This window comes from Bradyrhizobium cenepequi (assembly GCF_020329485.1).
In the GTDB taxonomy this organism is placed as follows: Bacteria; Pseudomonadota; Alphaproteobacteria; order Rhizobiales; family Xanthobacteraceae; genus Bradyrhizobium; species Bradyrhizobium cenepequi.
The window spans coordinates 14,674-33,904 of the sequence record NZ_JAGKJI010000024.1 but is presented as its reverse complement, the minus strand read 5'-3'; the positions used below and the strand labels follow the sequence as shown (position 1 = coordinate 33,904).

Genomic DNA, 19,231 nt, shown 5'->3' with positions numbered 1-19,231 from the left:
AGCCCAGCGTGGAGATTAAGATTAGCCCAAACAAAACGGTGCAGGTCGAGAGCACTTCGACTGGAGGGTTTAGGTGGATTGGACCAGAGTTTCCCTCCACTTGCATTGTGAAGATCACCTCGGGGCCGGATACGAGAGACGTGGTGATACAAAACTGTGGCCTTCCCGGTCCTGCGGGACCGCCCGGGCCGGCGGGTCCTCCAGGCCCCGCAGGACCGATGGGCCCGCCCGGCCCCAAGGGAAATTAAAGGGCAACCGGGGTAGCAACGCTTACCACGGTAAAGAAAGAAAACGGTGGCAGGTTGTCGATACCGTCGGCCGATCTGGTCTATACCCAAGCGATCGGCCGAGGCACAACGCAGCCGATCAGGAGTTTGTAAGCCGACAAGGCGTCCATCTTATCCGGATCGAATGTGGTGATCTCAGACGCCAGCTACCGACTGCGCCGCGAGGATCTCTTCACGCAGCCGATCTGCATTCTCGAGGTCGGCGAGAGGTGCAAGGATTCTTCGATCGAACTCGGCGATGGACGTGCCGCTCAAAACGCGAAGCGGCCAGTCGGCGTGAGTCAATGCACCGCGCCCAAGCGACACCAAATCAGCCTCGCCACGTTCGATCAGGCCAGCGGCCGCCAGCGGATCGTGCAGAGAGCCGTTGGCGATCACCGGCCTTCCGGAATGCGCCTTCGCATAGGAAGCGAGGCTCGCTCCGTCTCCGAAGGCCGATTTCCAAGCCTCGAACTCGGTGGTGTGGATATAATCGAGCGGAAGCCGTCCGAGCGCCGAGAAGATTTCCGCTGCTTCCTCCGGACCACGCCATTTGTGGAAGCAGTCGTTGACTTTGCCCTGCGAGATGCGGACGCCGATGACCATGTCGTTGCCGACGGCATAGCGAACGGCCTGCACGATCTCCTTCGTCAGGCGCAGCCTGTTCTCGACGGCACCGCCATAGCGGTCGTCACGTCCATTGATCCTTTCACTCAAGAATTGATCGAGCAGGTATCCGTTTGCACCATGAATTTCGATACCGTCGAACCCGGCGTCACGGGCGTAACGCGCGGCCTGCACGAAGCCGTCCTTTGCCTCGGCGATGTCCGGCGCGGTTATTGCCCTTGGCACTGCATACTCGCCACTGCCGCGATAGAATTCCATCTGTTGCCCCTTCGGGCGCACGGCCGAAGGTCCCACGGTGCCCTCACGATGCGGGTTGCCTTGCGACAAGGCGCCCGCATGCATCAATTGAGCGAGGATACGTCCGCCGCGCTCATGCACCGCGTCCACGACGGCACGCCAAGCATCGCTCTGACGAGCATCGGTGAGACCTGGCTGGAACAAATAGCCCTGCGAGAACGCCTTGTCGGTGTAGATTCCTTCAGTGACGATGAGACCGAAGCCGCCTGCGGCGAATGATGAGTAGTAGCCCACCATACGCGGCGTCGCGCGGCCATCGGCCTCGGCACTGACGCGAGTCATGGGTGCAACGGCCAACCGGTTCGGCAGTTCAAGGCTGCCGATGGCGAGTGGCGAGAACAGTTGCGGAAAAGCAGTTCGATCCGATCGCGGAACAGAAGCGGACGAGTTCATCTCACTTCTCCCCGGCGGGACGGATGGCCGCAATCGCCTCTATCTCGATCATCGCGGCAGGATCGTACAGCGTCTTGATCTCCGCGATCGTGTCTGCCGGATACGGCGCCGAGAAGAATTTGCGGCGCAGGGCAACGACGTCGGCAAAGTGGCTCATATCGGTGACGAAAATCGTCACCTTGATGACGTCTTGCAGGCTCGATCCGCCTGCTTCCAGCGCCCTCTGAAGATTTGCGAAGGCCTGCTCACCCTGCGCGAGGAAGCCGCCGCTGACGATCTTGCCGTCGTCGGCGGCCCCGGCCTGGCCGGAGATGAACAGCAGGTTGCCGAACTTGATGCCTTGGGAGAGCAAAAACGGCTCGTAATTGTCGGGCCGGGTGACGACACGTTCCAACATCTCAAATCTCCCGATTGGGATGAGGTATCCTCATCAATACGGGAAGACTTAGGCGGGACAAATTCTCTCGACAAACTCGGAATTGTCAGGCATCAGATGAGATAAATTCACCTTATCGACTATGCGACGTTTACCGCCCTTATCCGCACTCCGCGCCTTCGAGTCCGCCGCCCGGCATGGAAGTTTCAAACTCGCAGCCGGTGAACTCGCGGTCACCCCAACGGCGATCAGCCACCAGATACGTTCGCTAGAGGAGCACATTGGGCTGCCCGTCTTCGAACGGCAGGTGCGCAAGGTCGTCCTCACCGAGGCAGGTGCGCAACTCTATCCCGTCCTTCGAAATGGCTTCGACGCCTTGGAAACGGTGCTCGAACGCTTGATGCCGAAGACGAAGCGCGCGCAGGTGACCATCTCGGCCACCACTGCGTTCACGGCGAGATTGTTGGTCCCGCGCGTGTCCGGCTTCCAAACGCTCCACCCGGATATCGACCTGCAACTCCATGCTTCGGATAACGCTGTCGATCTGACGGAGAACGGAATTGATCTCGCGATCCGTTACGGGCGCGGGCCTTATCCGGGAATGACGTCGGAAGTCATGTTTGCCGACACGTTCGCGCCTGTGGTGAACCCGAACCTCGGCGTCGTCTCTCAGCAGGATTTGCCAAGATTTCCGCTCATTCACTTCCAATGGCAGCGTGTCGATCCGCTGAACCCGACTTGGGAGAGCTGGTTTGCCGCTTCCGGATTGCCGTGGGGGCCCTCACGCCCGCAACTTCGATTTTCCGACGAAAGCCATGCAATCCAGGCTGCGGTTGCTGGCCAAGGCATCGCGTTGCTCAGTCTGGCTTTGATCAGGGATGAACTCGCTGCCGGACGATTGGTACAAGCGTTCGGCCCAACGGTTCCCGGCCACACCTACCACTTGATCAGGCGATCGGATCGTGCGCCGCGCGCACCCACCGTCGCCGTAATGGACTGGCTTCGGTCGGAAGCCTCGGCGCATTAGAGCATGATCCGGAAAAGTGGAAACCGGTTTTCCGAAAAGATCATGCTCAAACAATGTAACCTAAAGCGCGATGATTCATCCTCATCTCATCGCGCTTTAGTTCGCCGAAGCGAGGCCTTCCTTGCTGGATTATAGCAGGCTGCTATTCACCCTTTCGCAGCTAGCGTGATGTCTGACTTGAGTCAGTGATGCGCTCAAAAGCGGAAGTTCACCAGCCGCTGCCGATCACTCGATCGGACGACAAGCCCGACGTCAGAGGCGATTACAGATGTAAGAGTTCGCAGTCTTATTCTGAGTGTCGCGCCACTCGCCTCTGCAAACCCTGCCTTCGTCAACTCATAACCCTTCGAGTGCGTCGCACGACAGCGCAATCGATTGGCATTTGTCTTGATGCGTTTCGTTAACGCGAACCGGTGCCTACTTCGTCCGAAAACGATCTGACCGAGCGCGCTCACTCCGCCGCCTTGGCTTGAGGTGGCGGAGTGGCCCTCCCGCGCAGTTTTTCCGACAGGTTGATCAGGAACATCGCAGTCGGACGGAGGATGAAGAGGTCGGCGACGAGGGCTGCGATCATCGAGAAGGCTGAGAGCCAGCCGAACAGGCGCAGCGACGGCAGGTCGGAGAACACGGTCACCACCAGGCCGCAGGCCAGCACCACCGTGGTCAGGATCAGCGCAGGTCCCACCAGCACGGTTGCGCGCTCCACCGCGAGCGCCGCACTGATGCCCGGCTTGCGCTCCAGCCTCAAGCGGTTGAGGAAGTGGATAGTCGCGGACAGGCCGAGGCCGAACGATACCGTCAGCGCCACGACGCTCGCAAATTGCAGGCCCTCGCCGAGCAGCCACAAGACCGTGCCTGAGAGCACCACCGGGAAGATGCCCGGCAGGATGCAGGAGAACATCACGACGACAGAGCGGAAGGCGAGCCCGATGAAGATCGCGACGAAGGCGAACTCGAGCGTCAGCCCGTGGTTCAGCTTCTCGATCATGCTGGCGCTGTTGCGCGCGGCGATCGCGGACAGTCCGGTGACGGCGATTTCGTAGCCGGGATGCTCGGCGCGCACCTTGTCGAGCGAATGGTCGAGCTTTTCGACAATAGGCAGGATCTGGCTTGAATCGAGATCCGGCACACGGCCGGAGACGACGACGGCATCCTGCTCCGCCGAGATGAAGCGTCGCACCAGATGCTCGGGAATGACGCTGACATATTGCTTCAGCGTCTCGACATCGGTAGTGCCGGCCTTCTGGGCGAGCCAGCGGCGCAGCGTCTCCAACGACCAGACATTGCCGACGCCGGCCACACCTTCAACCGTCGAATGCACCTCGGCAATCACCTTCAAGGTCTCGGGCGCGTAGAGCGAAGCGCCCTTCGGGAATTCGATCAGGACGTCGATCGGATTGGCGCCGGTAAGCTTGGCGTCAAGCCGATTGCTGGCCTCAACCGCCTGCCGCTTGTCCGGCACCTGGTCGGCAAGCCGATAGCGCGGCTCGAGATTGGCATAGATGATGCCGAGCCCGCCGACGAAGAGCAACGCGACCAAGCTGAACAGCCCGGGCCGGCTGACCATGCGCACCGCGATCCAGTAGCAGAAATTGCGCAGCGCCTGCACGCCGGCATCCGCGCTCTGGAACTTGACCGCGAAGATGCGCTCATTGCGCACGAACAGCACGCCAAATACCGGCACCAGCGACAACACCGCGAGCAGCGCGATGATGGTAGCGGCAAGGCCCGCCTCGCCGAATTTGCGGATCAGGTCGGAATCGGAGAACTGCAGCGCGATGAAGGAAATGCCGGCGGTCGCGTGCGTCAGCACGCAGGCCGGTCCCACCACCCGGACGGCATTGGTGAACGCGCTCAGTTTGTCCTGCCCCGCGATCAGCCGGTCGCGCGCCGCAAAGGTGAGCTGCATCGAGTCCGAGAAGCTGATCACCATGATGAGCGGCGTCATCACGTTCAAGAACATGTTGAGATTGAAGTTAGCCCAGCCGAGGCCGCCGAGCGCGAGCAGGATCGCGATCATCGGCGGGAACGCCGCCACCACCATGAACGATATCTTCCGGAAGAAGATGATCGCGATGATGCAGCCCGCAAGGATACCGAGGATATTATAGGTCAGTCCGTCACGCTCGACCGCGTTGCGGATCTCGAGCTGCATCACCGGCACGCCGGAGAGCTGGGCGTTGAGGCCGCTGTCGGAAAGGTCGTCAGCCATGACCTTGCGGATTTCGCCGATCACGGTGCTCAGCTTGTTGCTCGAGACCACCTCGGGATCAAGCGACAGCACGACCAGCGCCAGCGTGCCGTCCTCCGACAACAGCTTGCCGCGAATGATCTCGTTGGATTTCACCGTCTCGACGAACTTGTCGTAGGCTGCGCCTTCCGGCAGGTCGTTGGGGAATAGCGCCGCCGGCAGTTTGCCGGGCTCCGGCGCCTGCCGCGCCGAGAACAGCGAGACCAGGCCGCGCACGCCCTCGACGAGCTGCAGGTCGGTGACCATGTCGCGCAATTTCTCAAGGTTGTCGCGCGCCAGCAGCGTCTTGCCCTCGACCACGACCAGCACGTCGAACTCGGTCGCCGGGAAGCGCTTCGTCACCTCCTCGTATTGCTTGTAGTCCTTGGTGTTGGAACGGAACAGCTGCGACAGCGAATCATCGATCTTGATCCGCTGGACGCCGAACACGGCCGCGATCATCAGCGCGATCAGCACGATCAGCGAGACGATCGGCGCCTTGACCGCGATCAGCCCGATGCGCTCCAGCCCGAAAGCGATGCTGAGTCCCTGCGGCGGCTCCTCGACCTTTCCCACGTGGACCTGACTTTCGGAGTTCTTTTCGGGCATGCCCTGTCCAGTTCTGAAATCGGCGCGAATTGTCTAGCTTGGGTTTTCCGGGCGTGAACGACGCTCTATGGCCACTTCCAATTGGCGCTAGCCCTTGAAAACACGGAAGTATTGACCGCCGCCGGTTTTACAGGCCCCTCCCCCACCTCGCAAGCACGACGGAGAGGTCAAATCGGCGTGTGCAGTACAAAAATCGCCATTAAGTATCGGATTTGTCACAGGGCACGAGCGGATCGGGCTGAAGCAGATCCTGCTCTCATCTCTTTGTTCGAACGTGATCTTTTCGGAAGGCCGGTCCTGCCTTCCCGGATCATGAGCTCAGGGTGCGCCCAACTGCGGCGGAATGCCTCCGCTCTCGTCCTTCAGCGCAACGCCAGTGACCTCTCGGGTCAATCCCTCGCGGACCAGCCAGGCGATTCGGTATGCCGCCTCCGCGTAGCTAAGGCCTGCGCGATGAATGTTGGAGATGCAGTTTCGTTCCGCATCGGTGCGGCCGATCCGCGGCGCGAAGGTCAGGTAAGCCCCGAGGCTGTCGGGCGCGGACAGGCCGGGCCGCTCGCCGATCAACATCAGGACCATGCGTGCCCCGACAAGCGCGCCGATCTCGTCGCCCAGCGCAACGCGGGCGCCGGAGGCGATCACAGTCGCGCCGACATCGATCAGGCCGGCCGCAAGCTGCAGGCGGCGAACCAGTTCGACCGCATGGATATTGACCGCAGTCGGCGACAGCCCATCGCCGATTACAAGGGCCAGTTGGCCGGACGCCTTGCCATGGCTCTCCAACGCGCGGCGCGATTCGGGATCGAGCATCCGTCCGAGATCGGGACGCCTGAGGTAGTCGCGGCGATCGCGCACCTGGCTCGACACCTGGAGCGGCTGCAGGCCGAGATCGTTCAATCCCGTCATCAGCGCCCCAACATCGAAGTCGGCATGAACCGCATCGCGCGCACGGGCATGGTCGAGCGTGAAGCCCAACAGCGCCGCGGTGGGCAGGCTCGCGCCTGAACGGCCGAGCCCGACGCGCGCCGGCGTCAATTCCCGCAGGCGCGTCAGCGAAAGGGGCGGCGGCGCCGGTGGCTTCATCTTCAGCTACTCGGCAGGCACCGAGGCCTCGCGCAGCCGGATCGAGTAGTTCGACGCGTTCTGCTGCCCGCTCGAGGCCGCGCGCGCGAACGTGATCAGGTGATGCGAGATCATCGAAGATGCGATCAATCCCTCGATGTCGCCGCGGCGAAGCCGCCCGAGCGCGAACTTCCAGAATGTCCGCCTGTAGTCGCCGAGCACGCCGACCTGCCAGAAGATGTTGCGCAGCATGATCAGCCCGCGCCTGATATTGGCCCAGCTCTTCTTTTCCGGGCTGACCGGCACCTTGACGCGGTTGGCGTAGGTGTAATCGCATTGGTGCTGGTAACGCGCGAACAGCTTTTCGGGCTCGTAGGCCATCTCCATGCACCGCTTCCAGGAGCTGATCACCTGATCATAGGGCAAGAGAAACTCGACATTGGAGTCGCGGCTGTCGTCCTCGACCAGGCGTCCCTCGCGTTCGAGCCGGTCCCAGAGCGGCGTCTTCGGCAGCGCCTGCAACAGGTTGATCGTCAGCAATGGAATCCGGGACTGATCGACGAAAGTGAGCAGCGCATCCGCGGTCTCCGGCTTGTCGGTATCCAGGCCCATGATGATGCCGGAGACGACCTCCATGCCGTAGGAATTGATGGTCTGGATGCCTTCCAGGATCGGGACCATCATGTTGTGATCCTTGTGCATCGCCTTCAGCGCGTCGGGATCGGGGGTCTCGATACCGCAGAAGATGGTGACGAAGAAGGCTTCGCGCATCTTCTCGAGAATCTCCGGCCGCTTGGCGATATTCAGCGTCGCCTCACAGGCGAATCGCATCGCATAACCATTCTTCTTCTGCCATTCGATCAGATGCGGCATCAATTCGAGTGCCGCCTTGCGGTTGCCGATGAAATTGTCGTCGACGAAATAGATTGTGTCGGTCATGCCGCATTCGCGCAGGCGATCGATCTCGGCGATGATCTGTTGCGGCGTCTTCAGGCGCGGGTTGCGGCCGTAGAGACCGGGGATGTCGCAGAATTCGCACTGATAGGGGCAGCCGCTGGAGAACTGGATGCTGCCGAGGAAATAGCGTTTGGTCTCCGCAAGCTCATAGGCCGGGATCGGAAACTCCGTCATCGGCACACGGTCTGCGGTCTTCAGGACCACCTGCTCGGGCGGGCGCGACGTATCGCGCGCAAGCCGCGCGATCAGCTCATTGGTCGCGTCGCCGAGTTCGCCAACATGGAGATAGTCGAAGGATGGATAGTAGTCGGGGCAGGCGCTGACTGAGGGGCCGCCAAGGGCAACCGGAAGATCGAAGGCATGCGCACGGCGGCAGATGTCGTTCATCTGCTGGCGCTGGATGTGCATGCCGCTGACGAATACCGCCTCGGCCCATTCGAAATCTTCCTTGCGGGCGGGACGGATGTTCTCGTCGATGAAGCGGACGTGCCAGTTTTCCGGCAGATAGGCGGCGATCAGCAACAGCCCTTGCGGCGGCATGAAGGCCTTGACGCCGTCGGTCAGGGGATAGGCGTATTCGAACGTGCCGAACGCCGACGTGTAGCGCGGGAAGACGCAAAGGATGCGTCGTACCGTCTCGATGCCCTCAGCTCTCATCCAAACTTCCTTAAGACGATCCCAAAGCAAATATAAGCACGGCATCAAACGCTGGGCCAGAAATCCTTCAAGATTGTGGCGGTGCAACGCCGTAGGGAACTGATGGTTGCCAAAGCGCAAACGCGAAGGCGCGAAGCGGGATTTTCAGGCGATCAGGCGCGAGGCAAATTCAGGCAGCAGTCCTGCACCGTCGGCAAGCCGGAAGTCCTTTCCCGCGAGGCCCGCGCGCAGCAGCCAATCGTCGAATTCGGGCGCCCGCTTAAGGCCGAAGACATCCCGGACATAGAGTGCGTCGTGGAACGACGTCGACTGGTAATTCAACATGACGTCATCGGCGCCGGGCACCCCCATCATGAAGGTGACGCCGGCGGCTGCCAGCAGGGTCAGGAGATTGTCCATGTCGTCCTGGTCGGCTTCGGCGTGGTTGGTATAGCAGACGTCGACGCCGAGCGGCAGGCCGAGCAGTTTGCCGCAGAAATGATCCTCGAGGCCGGCGCGGATGATTTCCTTGCCGTCGTAGAGATATTCCGGGCCGATGAAGCCGACCACGCTGTTGACCAGCAGAGGATTGAAGGCGCGGGCGACCGCATAGGCTCTAGCCTCACAGGTCTGCTGGTCGACGCCATGATGGGCGCCAGCCGACAGCGCCGAGCCCTGCCCGGTCTCGAAATACATGACGTTGTCACCGACCGTGCCGCGGCGGAGCGACAGCCCAGCCTGGCGCGCTTCGCCGAGCAGCGCCAGATCGACGCCAAAGCTGCGGTTGGCGGCTTCCGTTCCTGCAATCGACTGGAATACCAGATCAACCGGCAGGCCCTGCCCCATCAGTCCCAGCGTCGTCGTCACATGGGTCAGCACGCAGCCCTGGGTCGGGATCGCAAGGCGCGTGATGATGTCGTCGAGCAGCCGCACGAGGCCGCCAAGGACGTTGGGATCGTCGCTTGCCGGATTGATGCCGATGCAGGCGTCGCCGGATCCGAGCAGGAGCCCGTCGAGGATCGAGGCGGTGATGCCCGTGACGTCGTCGAAGGGATGGTTGGGCTGCAGCCGCGTGCTCATCCGGCCGCGCAGCCCGATAGTGTTGCGGAAGCGGGTCGTCACCTCGCATTTCTTCGCAACCAGGATCAGGTCCTGGTTGCGCATCAGTTTTGACACCGCGGCCGCCATTTCCGGCGTGATGCCGCGGGACAGCTTCCGCAGTGCGTCGGTGGTCGCGGCATCCGACAATAGCCAGTCGCGAAAGCCGCCGACGGTCAATGACGAGATGGCGGAAAAAGCTGCGGCATCGTGGGTGTCGAGGATCAGCCGCGTGACCTCGTCATCCTCGTAAGGGATGACCGCCTCGTTCAGGAACTGCTTCAGCGGCAGATCGGCGAGCGCGATCCGCGCCGCGATCGTCTCCTCGGCGCTGCCGGCGGCGATCCCCGCAAGGCGGTCGCCGGAGCGCGGCGGCGTGGCCTTGGCGAGCAGGTCGCGCAGATCGCCGAACACGTAAGAAATGGCACCGATGACGTGGCGATAGACCATGAGGGGTTCCCGCGCTGGCGGCGCTTCATTGGATCAACAGCCTATCACCATGCAAGAACCGGTGCCGATAGGTTGTCCGGCCCGGTCTGCGTCGGGGCCGTTGGTTGCAATGCGGAAAAACTTCGCGAATTAAGAATTTCTCCACTAAAATTCTACATGATTTTACCGCCGTCGGTGCTCACCGGCCTATCTGGAGTGCCGCGAATGGCTGAAATCACGACATCCTCCCGTCCCCTCCCTGTCCGTGCCATGGCGTCCCGGCTTTCGCTTGCTGCCAAGCTGTACGCGATCTTTGCGCTGTTTGCAGTGCTGACCGCGGCCATCACCTTCCTGTCCGAGTACAACAGCCGTCGGAACGCCGAGCTCACGGAGGCCGTGGAGACGGCGAGCCGCGCGGCGCTAAATGTCGAGCGGGTCAATTCGCTCGTCTATGCGGTGGTAATGGAATCCCGCGGCATCTACATGTCGACGGATCCGGCCACGGTGAAGAAATACGGCGACGGGCTGCTCAAGTTCAACGAGCGCATCCTCGCCCTGGTCAAGAACTGGGAGCAGATCGTCCAGGCCGACGATGCCGAGCAGTTCGCAAATTTCAAGAAACGCATCGAGCAGTTCGTCGATTTCCGCAAGGAGCTCGTGCGCCGCGGCGTCGAGATCGGCGCCGCCGCGGGGCGCGAATGGGGCGACAACGACGCCAACCGCAACGTGCGCACGGCGCTGAACAAGGACCTGGAGGCGCTGTCGAAGGTCTATGCCGAGCGCAGCAAGAAGCTGGCACAGGAGACCGACGCCAATCGCACCATGGCCCTCGTCCTGACCGGCCTCGGTGGCCTGGCGCTGGTTCTGGTGGTGCTCGGCGTCTTGATCATCTCGCGCTCGGTCGCCCGCCCGCTGTCGGCGATCACCACCACCATCAGGCAGGTCGCGGAAGGCGAGGAGAACGTCGCGGTTCCCTACACCCGCCGCGACGACGAGATCGGGGCGCTGGCGCGCGCGATCGAGATCTTCCGGGAAGCGATGCAACGCAACCGCAACCTCAATTCGCAGGTGCTGCAGGAATCGAAGGCGCGCGACGAGCGCACCAGGCACATCGAAGCCTCGGTGGACGCGTTCCGCGAGGCGATCGGCGCGGTGCTGCGTGCGGTCAACGACAACGCGGCCTCAATGCGCGATACGGCGCAGGCCATTGCCAGCGTCGCTTCCGATGCCAGCGATCGTGCGGTGACGGCCGCCGGCGCCACCACTCAGGCCGCCGACAATGTCTCCGCCGTCGCCAGCGCCGCCGAAGAACTTTCAGCCTCGGTGCAGGAGATCGGCCGTCAGGTGAGGCAGTCCGCCGGCGCGGTCGAGCAGGCCGGCCAGCGCACCGAAAGATCAGTCGCCGAAATCGAAGGGCTTGCCGCCGCGACCCAGCGCATCGACGGCGTGCTCACGCTGATCCGGGCGATCGCCGAGCAGACCAACCTGCTCGCGCTTAACGCCACCATCGAAGCCGCGCGCGCCGGTGATGCCGGCCGCGGCTTTGCGGTCGTCGCCCATGAGGTCAAGGCGCTGGCGGAGCAGACCGCGAAAGCAACCGTCGAGATCGGCGAGAATGTCGGCACGATCCAGGCTTCGACGCGCAATTCGGTCGAAGCGGTGCGTGAGATCGGCAATGCGGTGCGCGAGATCAACGCGGTGACCTCGAATATCGCGAGCGCCGTCGGCGAGCAGGATGCCGCGACGCGCGAGATATCGATCAATGCGCAGGCCGCCGCGCAAGGCAACGACACGCTGGTGGTCAATATCGGCTCGCTCAGCGAAGCCATGGGCAAGACATCGGTCGCGGCGGAATCCGTGCTGGCCACGTCCAGTGAATTGACCGCGACGGCGGAGACGCTGTCGCGCGAGGTCGAGAAATTCTTCCGTAATTTGCGTGCCGATCCGGTCGAGGGCGCGCGGAAGAGCGCGTGATCAGTCCATGCTCCCGGGTGCGGTCTGCTGGCCCACGATCCGTGGCAACAGCAGTTGAACGCGCGTGCCGCTGCCCACCTCGCTATCGAGCCTGATCCGTCCTCCCAGACGCTCGGTCACGATGTTATGGACGATGTGCAGGCCAAGGCCGGTTGCGCCTTCGTGGCGGCGGGTCGTGAAAAAGGGATCGAACGCCCGACGCCTGGTCTCGGCGCTCATCCCTGAACCGTTGTCGGCAAACACCACCTCGACGTGATCGGGCCCTGCGGCGCGCGCGGTCAGGTCGACGGCACCTCGGCGACCGTCGGGAAACGCATGCGCGATGACGTTGAACACCAGATTGGTCAGAACCTGCCCGTAGGGGCCAGGATAACTGTTCATCCGAAGATTTGGCTCGCACCATGTATTCAAGATAATACGGCGCTCTTGAAGCCCGGGACGCAGGTTCAGGAGGATCCGTCCGGTCAATTCGCCAACATCGAACTCGCGTCGCTCGCCCTGATCGTCGTCGGCCGCAACCTGCTTGAACGCGCTCACCAGTTCGGCCGCGCGATTGAGGTTGGTCACAAGCTGGTTTGATGCATCGTTGATCGCGCCGATGAACTCGGTCAGCGCCGAACGGCGGAGGTCGCCGCGCGCCGCCTCAGCAGCAAAGCGCTCGGTCCTGCGCTGAAGTGATGAGGCAACCGTCAGGCTAATGCCGACGGGACTGTTGACTTCATGGGCGACACCCGCAACCATCCGGCCAAGTGCGGCAAGCTTCTCGGCTTCAACCAGCGAATCCTGGGCCTCGCGCAGATCCTGCAGCGCAGCCTCGGCCGTGTCGCGGGCCTGGCGAAGCGCCTGCTCGTTGCGCTTCCGTTCGGTTATCTCCTCCGCGGCAACATTGATGGCGACGATCTGGCCGCTTAGCGCACGCAACGGGTGCCAATACGTCATCCACAAGCGCTCGCCGACCTGATCGGCCCGTTGACCAGCCACTTCGACGCCGATCACCGGTTCGCCAGTCTCCATGATCGACCGCACGATCTGCTCGACCGAGTCGGCCAGTGCCGGCACGCAATCCCTGACGCAGCGTCCGAGATGGTACTCGACGGAGAGCCCGCATATCTCGGTAAGACGTTGATTGATCTGCAGATACCGGCAGTCTGGCGAAAGGCATGCAAGCCCGATCGGCGCTGTGTCATAGACCAGTTGCAGCGCCGGCTGCGGGAACAACATGACGGCCGCTGGTTCGTCCCCGGGCCTTGCATTCGCAGTATTCGACACCACGCCTCCCCTGCTGCCCAGTATGCTAACTGCCGAAGGTTCGGACTCGTTCCCACCATCGGAACCGCTTCAACGGCTCTTCCTGACTTCGTGGCGCGCTCCAGCGGCGCCGGAGAACCGCGCTCAAGGACGGCGAGATGCGGAAACGGGTGAGCGCAACACGCATCGGAAGCCGATATGGCTCGTGGAAGCATCGACCGCCTCGGCGTGCCGCGCGGCGGGACGATAGCGGCGGCTATAGTTCGGCGCGGAGAGATGCGAGCCGCCCTTGAGCACCTTGCGCGGGATACGGGCGTGCGGGCTCGCCGGATTGTAGCTGGCCTCCTTGCGGCCGCCGATCGGATTGCGAGAAACACCGTGCTGCGCGGCCGCCTCGTGGTGTGCCGACCACCAGTCGGTGGTCCACTCCCAGACGTTGCCGATCATATCATGGACGCCATAGCCGTTCGGTGGGAACGCCGTCACTGGCGAGGTGCGGTCATAGCCGTCCTCGCACAAATTCTGGACCGGGAAATTACCCTGCCAGGTGTTGGCCATGTGGACGCCACCGGGCATCAAGGCGTTGCCCCAGGCGTATTCCTCATCCTCGAGCCCGCCACGCGCGGCAAATTCCCACTCCGCTTCCGTCGGCAATTCCTTTCGGACCCATTTCGCGTAAGCCAGGGCATCGGCATAGGCGATGTGCACGACCGGATGACTGCCGAGCACGTTGATGTTGGTCTTCGGGCCATATGGATGGCGCCAGTTGGCGCCCGGCGTGAACGTCCACCACTGGCTGGTGTCGCGCAAATCGCGCACCCGCCGCGGCGCCATGAAGACAAGTGAGCCGGGTTGGCGCATGTCCGGCGGCGCGCCCGGATCGTTCGCGGAGCTGGGCGGGATCTCCGCCGCGGTGATGTAGCCGGTGGCGAGCACGAACTCGCGGAACTGCCAATTGGTGACCGGTGTACGGTCGATCCAGAAACCGTCGACCGTCACGCGATGCGATGGCGCTTCTTCGGGGTAATGGTGGTCCGATCCCATCCGGAACGTGCCGCCGGGAATCCAGACCATGTCCTCGGTCCGCAGATCGTTCGGCTGGTAATTACTGCACTCGCTCTCCGCCCGAAACATGGCGTCAACTTTGCGCGGTGTCGCGCCCTTCCGGTTCAAGCGCCGCCAGCCCAGCGGCAACAGGTGAGCCCCTTTTCTTGTCGTAAAGCCAGAGCTGCCGTCAGCGCAGCCATTCTCGTGGCGCGTGATGCCGTCCAAGCCACCGCATCACGTGCTTGCTCTGGTTGAGGATAGAACGATAGACCAACTCGGCATGCCTGTGATGTGCAGATTGTGCCATTTTTCGGCAACCTTGCTTGCAGCCGTCACACGAATCCGCCGGACGCAGCCGTTCCCTCCCTGCGGCTGCGAAGGCTTTGACGAAAAATCAGCGAAAATTGCTGCCGCACCTGCGCCATCACGAAACCCGAATCGCCATGGCAAATCGGTGTCGTGGTGCGGCAGGAACTTCGCCGTGTCCGGCTTGTTGTCGGGACCGGCACTGCCCCACCGCGCGTGGGGGAAGCGAAAGATGGCGCAACGCCTTTCGATCAACATCTCCAACCTTGATGGCTTCGAAGGCATGCATCGGGCCGTCAAGGGCAGCCATGTCGACATCATGCAGCTCGGACGCGGCAAGCTGCGCGGCAGCCTGTCTCATGTCGGTATCGGAGATTTCTCGCTGAGCATCGGCTCGTTCAATCTTGGCCTGCGCACACAGCGTATTTCGACCGATGACCGGCTGATCGTTGGAATGCTGCTTGATGCAGAAGACCGTGTCACCCACTGGTCATTCGACATGCGTCCATCCGACGTGTTGGTCATCCCGCCGCTGGTCGAGCATGACGGGATCTTCCACGGCGCGTCCACCTATGCGGCGCTCCGGTTCGATCTTGCTCACCTCGGCACCGTCTTCGGCGGCGATGCGCGGCTCAGCGATCCCACCCACTGGCTGGCAAAGAATCACTATCGCGCAGATGCTGCGACCGGCATGGTCGCCACCCGCCGCCTGCCCGAGATCATTTCAAGTCTCGCCCGGCATGAGCCGGTGCTTTCGGATGACGCGGCCGAATTCTGGAAGCGCGCCATCGTCGACTGCATGACAGGCACCATCGTCAATTCGCTGCCGCCGGATGACCGCGGATCACTGCCCTCGGCGATGAAGCTCGTTCGCCGCGTCGAGGACTACCTCGATGCATTGGGCTCGAGGCCGGTGCATATCTCCGAGATCTGCGCCGAGTTCAGGCTGTCGCGGCGCGGGCTCCACCGCGCCTTTCACGAGGTGTTCGGCATCGGCCCCGTGACATTCCTGCGCCACAAGCGCCTTTGCGCCATCCATTCCATGCTGAGGGAAAGCGCGCCTGGAAAGGTCACGGTCGGCGAAGTCGCGATGCAGCAGGGCTTCATCGAGCTCGGACGGTTCGCCCAATATTACAGAAACCTGTTCGGCGAGTACCCGTCCGAGACGCTGCGCGGCAAGCGCGCGGTCGGACTGTCGTCGTCCGCCGCCGCATTTCGCTGAGCTACTGCGCCAGTAGTGTCACTCCACCAGCAGCACGTCGACGGCGACGTTCAGCTTCTGCTTGCGCGAGCCGCCTATGATGCCGTCGACGGGGGAGACATCGGAGAAATCGCGGCCGATGGAGAGGATGATGTGGTCGTTCTCGACCAGGAGATCGTTGGTCGGATCAAAGCCGATCCATCCGAGTTCGGCGCCGCACCACACCGAGACCCAGGCGTGGGTCGCATCAGCCCCTTGCAGGCGCGGCTGTCCCGGCGGCGGGATGGTGCGCAAATAGCCGCTGACATAGGCCGCAGGCAGGCCGAGGCCGCGCAGCCCTGCAATCATCAAATGGGCAAAGTCCTGGCAGACGCCGTGGCGTTTCTCGAAGACTTCCGTGAGCGGCGTCGAGATCACAGTGGCTTTGGAATCGTACCTGAAGTCGCCGCGGATGCGGCGCATCAGGTCGGCGGCCCCGGCGAGGATGCCGCCTCCGCGCGGAAAGCTCGCGGACGCATAGGCCGTTAGCGGCGCCAGCACCGGCACCAGCGTACTCGCAAAGATATAGCCGACCGGCGAGGATGGTCCGAGGCTCGTCGCCTCGAACGCGATATCGCGCACGCTCTCCCAAGCCGGGCCCGGCGCGGTGCGACCGGGCGCATGGCGCGAGACCGAAACGCGTGAGCGCGAGTCGACGCGCAGATTACGATGCGCGGTCTCGATCAGAATGCTTTCGGTCAGGGTGCCGAAGAAATCGCGCCGCGTCGTTCGCTTCGCAGGCCTCGGCTTGATCTCGACGCTGTGGGAGATCAGTTCTTGCCCGTTGCCGCTTTGCGGCTCGAGCCGCAGCGAGCAGCGCGCAAAACTCACCGGGCTTTCGTACGAGTAGGTGGTGACATGCCTGATGTCGTAGATCACGCGAGGCCCGTCAGTTTCTCCGGCCGGCTCGCATTGGGTCCGTGCGGGAAATAATGCAGGCCGATGGCGTCGGCGAGATTGAGCAGGTCCTGCTCCAGCGAGAACAGCGTCTTCACGTCAAGGCTCGCCGCTTCCGCAGTTGTCAGCGTCGCCTGCAGCGCAACCGCAAGCCGCTGCGGACGCTCGATCATCCCGTATTCCTTCAAGCTCGGCAGTGCCGCGATATGCTCGTTGAGGCAAACAACCTGGAACGCCACCGAGCGCGGGTTGTAGGGATCGAGCACCGCGAGATCGCGCACCGGCGCAAGGATCGGCGCCACCAGGTAGCGGGAGCGGTAGGTGATCTGGCAATCGACCAGCGTCAGCAGAATGTCGAGGTCGTCGTCATCAGCCTCATCATAGGCGAACTGGCGCGCAAAGCGGGTGGTGTTGATGGCGCGCTCGGCGCGGCGGCCGATGTCGAGGAAGCGCCAGCCCGCGGCGCGATTCATGTTCTCCTGCGCGAGCCCCGCAAAGCTCGCCAGTTCCTGCAACGTCAGCTCGGCCGCGCTGATGACGCCATCGTCATCCTCGACCTCCTCACCGAGCCGGTCCACCATCTCGGTGATGACCTGCCAGGCGTCGGGCGACAGCCGCTCGCGCAGCGAAGTGGCAGTGCGCTGCGCCGAGCGCACCAGCGACAGCGCCGAGCCGAAACGCTCCTCGCTCTGCAAGGCTTCGGCGGCGACCTTTGCGGGGTTCGCCGGCGCGGTCTGCGAGGTCGCGCCCCAAGCCACCAGCATGCGCTGGATGAGCTCGACCGAATGAATATTTGATGGGCCGGTCGAGCTCGCCTTGTTGGAGTCGCGCATCGGCGAGCCGAGCGCGCGGATCAATCGCAGCGTCGCTTCGGCGCGCTCGAGATAGCGGCCGAGCCAGAACAGATTGTCGGCGGCGCGGCTCGGCAACACGCCGGCGATGCGGCGGATGCGCACGGTATCGCTCGCAGGCAAGAGACTCGCGGTCGAGATCGCTTTTTCCGACACCACCCAGACATCCGCGGCGCGGGCGCCGTCGCCCATCGACACTGCGCGGGCATCAGCCTGCTCGGCGATCCGGCAGAAGCCGCCAGGCAGGATCGTCCAGCCGTTCGGCGTCGCCGCAGCGAAGACGCGCAGCACGAAGGGACGCGGCGTGAGCTGCCCGTTCTCCCACACCGGCGTGGTCGACAGCCGCACCAGTTCCTGGCCGACAAAGTCGATGCCGCGTTCGGTGATAGCGTTCTTCAGCCGTTCGCGTTCGCTCGGCGATAGCTCACCCGCAAGCACGGGACCATGGCTGGCGAAACCCGGGACACCCCTGCCATAGGCGCTTTCGATCGCGAGCTCGTCGAGCCGCGACAGCACCTGTTCGCGCGCGGCCTTCTGGCCGCACCACCAGGTCGCGATATGCGGCATTTCCAGTTCTTCGCCGAGCAAGCGGCGGCAGAGGCTCGGCAGGAAACCGAGCAGCGCCCGTGACTCGAGCACGCCCGAGCCTGGCATGTTGGCGACGACAACACCGCCCTTGCGCAACACCTCGATCAGGCCGGGCACGCCGAGATGCGAGGAGGCGTTGAGCTCGAGCGGATCGAGCCAGTTTGAATCGACCCGGCGCAACAGCACGTCGAGCCGCTTCAGCCCCGCGACGGTGCGGATGTGGACACGGTCGCCGCTGACGGCGAGATCGTCGCCCTCGACCAGCAGGAAACCGAGATAGCGCGCCAGCGTCGCGTGTTCGAAATAGGTCTCGTTGAACGAGCCCGGCGTCAACAGACCGATGCGCGGCTCGTCGCGGTCGGCGCTGGCGCGTAGGCCGTCGCGAAATGCTTCGAAGAACGGCGCGACGCGTTCGACGTTCATCGATTTGTAGAGGCCGGAGAAAGCGCGCGAGAGAACCAAGCGGTTTTCCAGCGCGTAGCCCGCGCCCGACGGCGCCTGCGTACGGTCGCCGAGCACCCACCAGCGCCCATCAGGCCCGCGGCCAACATCGGCGGCATAAAGGTGGAGGTAGCGCCCGCCCGGCGACTTGATGCCGCCGGCGGCGCGCAGGTATTCGCTGCTGCCGGCAATCGCGGCGGCCGGGATCGCGCCATCCGCGACCAGGCGTCCCTCGCCATAGATGTCGCGCAGGATCATTTCGAGCAGTTGCGCGCGCTGCGTGATGCCGGAGACTAATTGCTGCCAGTCGGCGTCGTCGATGATCAGCGGCAGATGGCTCAGCGGCCACAGGCGATCGGACGGGTCGCCGGGCGCGCGATAGGTGACACCGGCGTCATGAAGGTGCCGGTCGGCGGCGGCGAAGCGGCGTTCGATCTCTGCCGGCGAAAGCGCGGCGAAGGCATCGAAGAAGCGGGTCCAGACCGGGCGCGGGGTGCCGTCCGGGCCGATATACTCATCGGGAATGCCGGGCAGCCGCGCATAGTCGCGCGACCACTGCGCCATACGGCGCTGGCCCGGACGGGCGTTGTTCTCCTGACTGTGTTCCGGGCCGGTCGCCATTCCGCTTCTCG

General features: G+C 63.3%; 13 protein-coding genes. 3 read left to right on the top strand and 10 right to left on the bottom strand.

All coding sequences use genetic code 11. The features are described from left to right. Nucleotides 1–422: 422 nt before the first annotated feature. Both J6497_RS23500 and J6497_RS23495 read right to left on the bottom strand, forming a co-directional pair. Nucleotides 423–1,583 carry an oxidoreductase gene (locus J6497_RS23500; protein ID WP_225706658.1) on the bottom strand — a complete coding sequence of 387 codons (1,161 nt, stop codon included), beginning with the start codon at nt 1,581–1,583 and terminating at the stop codon, nt 423–425. A 1-nt stretch (nt 1,584) separates the two neighbouring features. Then, entirely contained in the window at nt 1,585–1,980 is a 396-nt protein-coding gene (locus tag J6497_RS23495; RefSeq protein WP_225706657.1) for a RidA family protein, read from the bottom strand. A 121-nt stretch (nt 1,981–2,101) separates the two neighbouring features. Here J6497_RS23495 and J6497_RS23490 point away from each other — a divergent pair, with 121 nt between their 5' ends. Continuing rightward, on the top strand, nt 2,102–2,986 hold the full coding sequence (locus tag J6497_RS23490; protein WP_225706656.1) for a LysR substrate-binding domain-containing protein: 885 nt from the start codon (nt 2,102–2,104) through the stop codon (nt 2,984–2,986). Between the two features lie 451 nt (nt 2,987–3,437). Here the strand turns inward: J6497_RS23490 and J6497_RS23485 are convergent, their stop codons facing one another. From J6497_RS23485 to J6497_RS23470, 4 genes are all read right to left on the bottom strand, one after another. Continuing rightward, nucleotides 3,438–5,825: an efflux RND transporter permease subunit gene (locus tag J6497_RS23485; RefSeq protein ID WP_225706655.1), complete on the bottom strand. Its 2,388-nt coding sequence runs from the start codon at nt 5,823–5,825 to the stop codon at nt 3,438–3,440. Nucleotides 5,826–6,143: 318 nt separating this feature from the next. Further along, a complete protein-coding gene (gene eutC / locus J6497_RS23480) occupies nt 6,144–6,908 on the bottom strand; it encodes an ethanolamine ammonia-lyase subunit EutC (protein ID WP_225706654.1) in 765 nt (254 codons plus the stop codon). 6 nt (nt 6,909–6,914) lie between these two features. Then, nucleotides 6,915–8,501, bottom strand: a complete 1,587-nt coding sequence (locus J6497_RS23475) for a B12-binding domain-containing radical SAM protein (RefSeq protein ID WP_225706653.1) — start codon at nt 8,499–8,501, stop codon at nt 6,915–6,917. A gap of 144 nt (nt 8,502–8,645) precedes the next feature. Then, complete coding sequence (locus tag J6497_RS23470) at nt 8,646–10,028, bottom strand: ethanolamine ammonia-lyase subunit EutB (RefSeq protein WP_225706652.1); 1,383 nt, start codon at nt 10,026–10,028, stop codon at nt 8,646–8,648. A 204-nt stretch (nt 10,029–10,232) separates the two neighbouring features. Between J6497_RS23470 and J6497_RS23465 the strand changes: the two genes are divergently transcribed. Continuing rightward, nucleotides 10,233–11,981 carry a methyl-accepting chemotaxis protein gene (locus J6497_RS23465; RefSeq protein WP_225706651.1) on the top strand — a complete coding sequence of 583 codons (1,749 nt, stop codon included), beginning with the start codon at nt 10,233–10,235 and terminating at the stop codon, nt 11,979–11,981. Here J6497_RS23465 and J6497_RS23460 read toward each other — a convergent pair whose 3' ends face one another. Then, the gene (locus J6497_RS23460) at nt 11,982–13,250 is read right to left on the bottom strand and encodes a sensor histidine kinase (protein ID WP_225706650.1); all 1,269 of its coding nucleotides are present in this window, start codon (nt 13,248–13,250) and stop codon (nt 11,982–11,984) included. Between the two features lie 123 nt (nt 13,251–13,373). After that, nucleotides 13,374–14,363, bottom strand: coding sequence for a formylglycine-generating enzyme family protein (locus J6497_RS23455; RefSeq protein WP_225706649.1), 990 nt, complete (start codon nt 14,361–14,363; stop codon nt 13,374–13,376). A 451-nt stretch (nt 14,364–14,814) separates the two neighbouring features. On the opposite strand from J6497_RS23455, the gene J6497_RS23450 reads away from it, so the two are divergent. Continuing rightward, a complete protein-coding gene (locus J6497_RS23450; RefSeq protein ID WP_225706648.1) occupies nt 14,815–15,804 on the top strand; it encodes a helix-turn-helix domain-containing protein in 990 nt (329 codons plus the stop codon). A gap of 18 nt (nt 15,805–15,822) precedes the next feature. Here J6497_RS23450 and J6497_RS23445 read toward each other — a convergent pair whose 3' ends face one another. Next, the gene (locus tag J6497_RS23445) at nt 15,823–16,701 is read right to left on the bottom strand and encodes a transglutaminase family protein (RefSeq protein WP_225706647.1); all 879 of its coding nucleotides are present in this window, start codon (nt 16,699–16,701) and stop codon (nt 15,823–15,825) included. Further along, a complete protein-coding gene (locus J6497_RS23440) occupies nt 16,698–19,220 on the bottom strand; it encodes a circularly permuted type 2 ATP-grasp protein (protein WP_225706646.1) in 2,523 nt (840 codons plus the stop codon). The genes J6497_RS23445 and J6497_RS23440 overlap by 4 nt, the downstream gene beginning before the upstream one ends. Nucleotides 19,221–19,231 lie beyond the last annotated feature (11 nt).

Coding starts and splice junctions, on each gene's coding strand:
- J6497_RS23500 (WP_225706658.1), bottom strand. CDS start 1,583: ATGAACTCGTCCGCTTCTGTTCCGCGATCGGATCGAACTGCTTTTCCG.
- J6497_RS23495 (WP_225706657.1), bottom strand. CDS start 1,980: ATGTTGGAACGTGTCGTCACCCGGCCCGACAATTACGAGCCGTTTTTG.
- J6497_RS23490 (WP_225706656.1), top strand. CDS start 2,102: ATGCGACGTTTACCGCCCTTATCCGCACTCCGCGCCTTCGAGTCCGCC.
- J6497_RS23485 (WP_225706655.1), bottom strand. CDS start 5,825: ATGCCCGAAAAGAACTCCGAAAGTCAGGTCCACGTGGGAAAGGTCGAG.
- eutC (WP_225706654.1), bottom strand. CDS start 6,908: ATGAAGCCACCGGCGCCGCCGCCCCTTTCGCTGACGCGCCTGCGGGAA.
- J6497_RS23475 (WP_225706653.1), bottom strand. CDS start 8,501: ATGAGAGCTGAGGGCATCGAGACGGTACGACGCATCCTTTGCGTCTTC.
- J6497_RS23470 (WP_225706652.1), bottom strand. CDS start 10,028: ATGGTCTATCGCCACGTCATCGGTGCCATTTCTTACGTGTTCGGCGAT.
- J6497_RS23465 (WP_225706651.1), top strand. CDS start 10,233: ATGGCTGAAATCACGACATCCTCCCGTCCCCTCCCTGTCCGTGCCATG.
- J6497_RS23455 (WP_225706649.1), bottom strand. CDS start 14,363: ATGTTTCGGGCGGAGAGCGAGTGCAGTAATTACCAGCCGAACGATCTG.
- J6497_RS23450 (WP_225706648.1), top strand. CDS start 14,815: ATGGCGCAACGCCTTTCGATCAACATCTCCAACCTTGATGGCTTCGAA.
- J6497_RS23440 (WP_225706646.1), bottom strand. CDS start 19,220: ATGGCGACCGGCCCGGAACACAGTCAGGAGAACAACGCCCGTCCGGGC.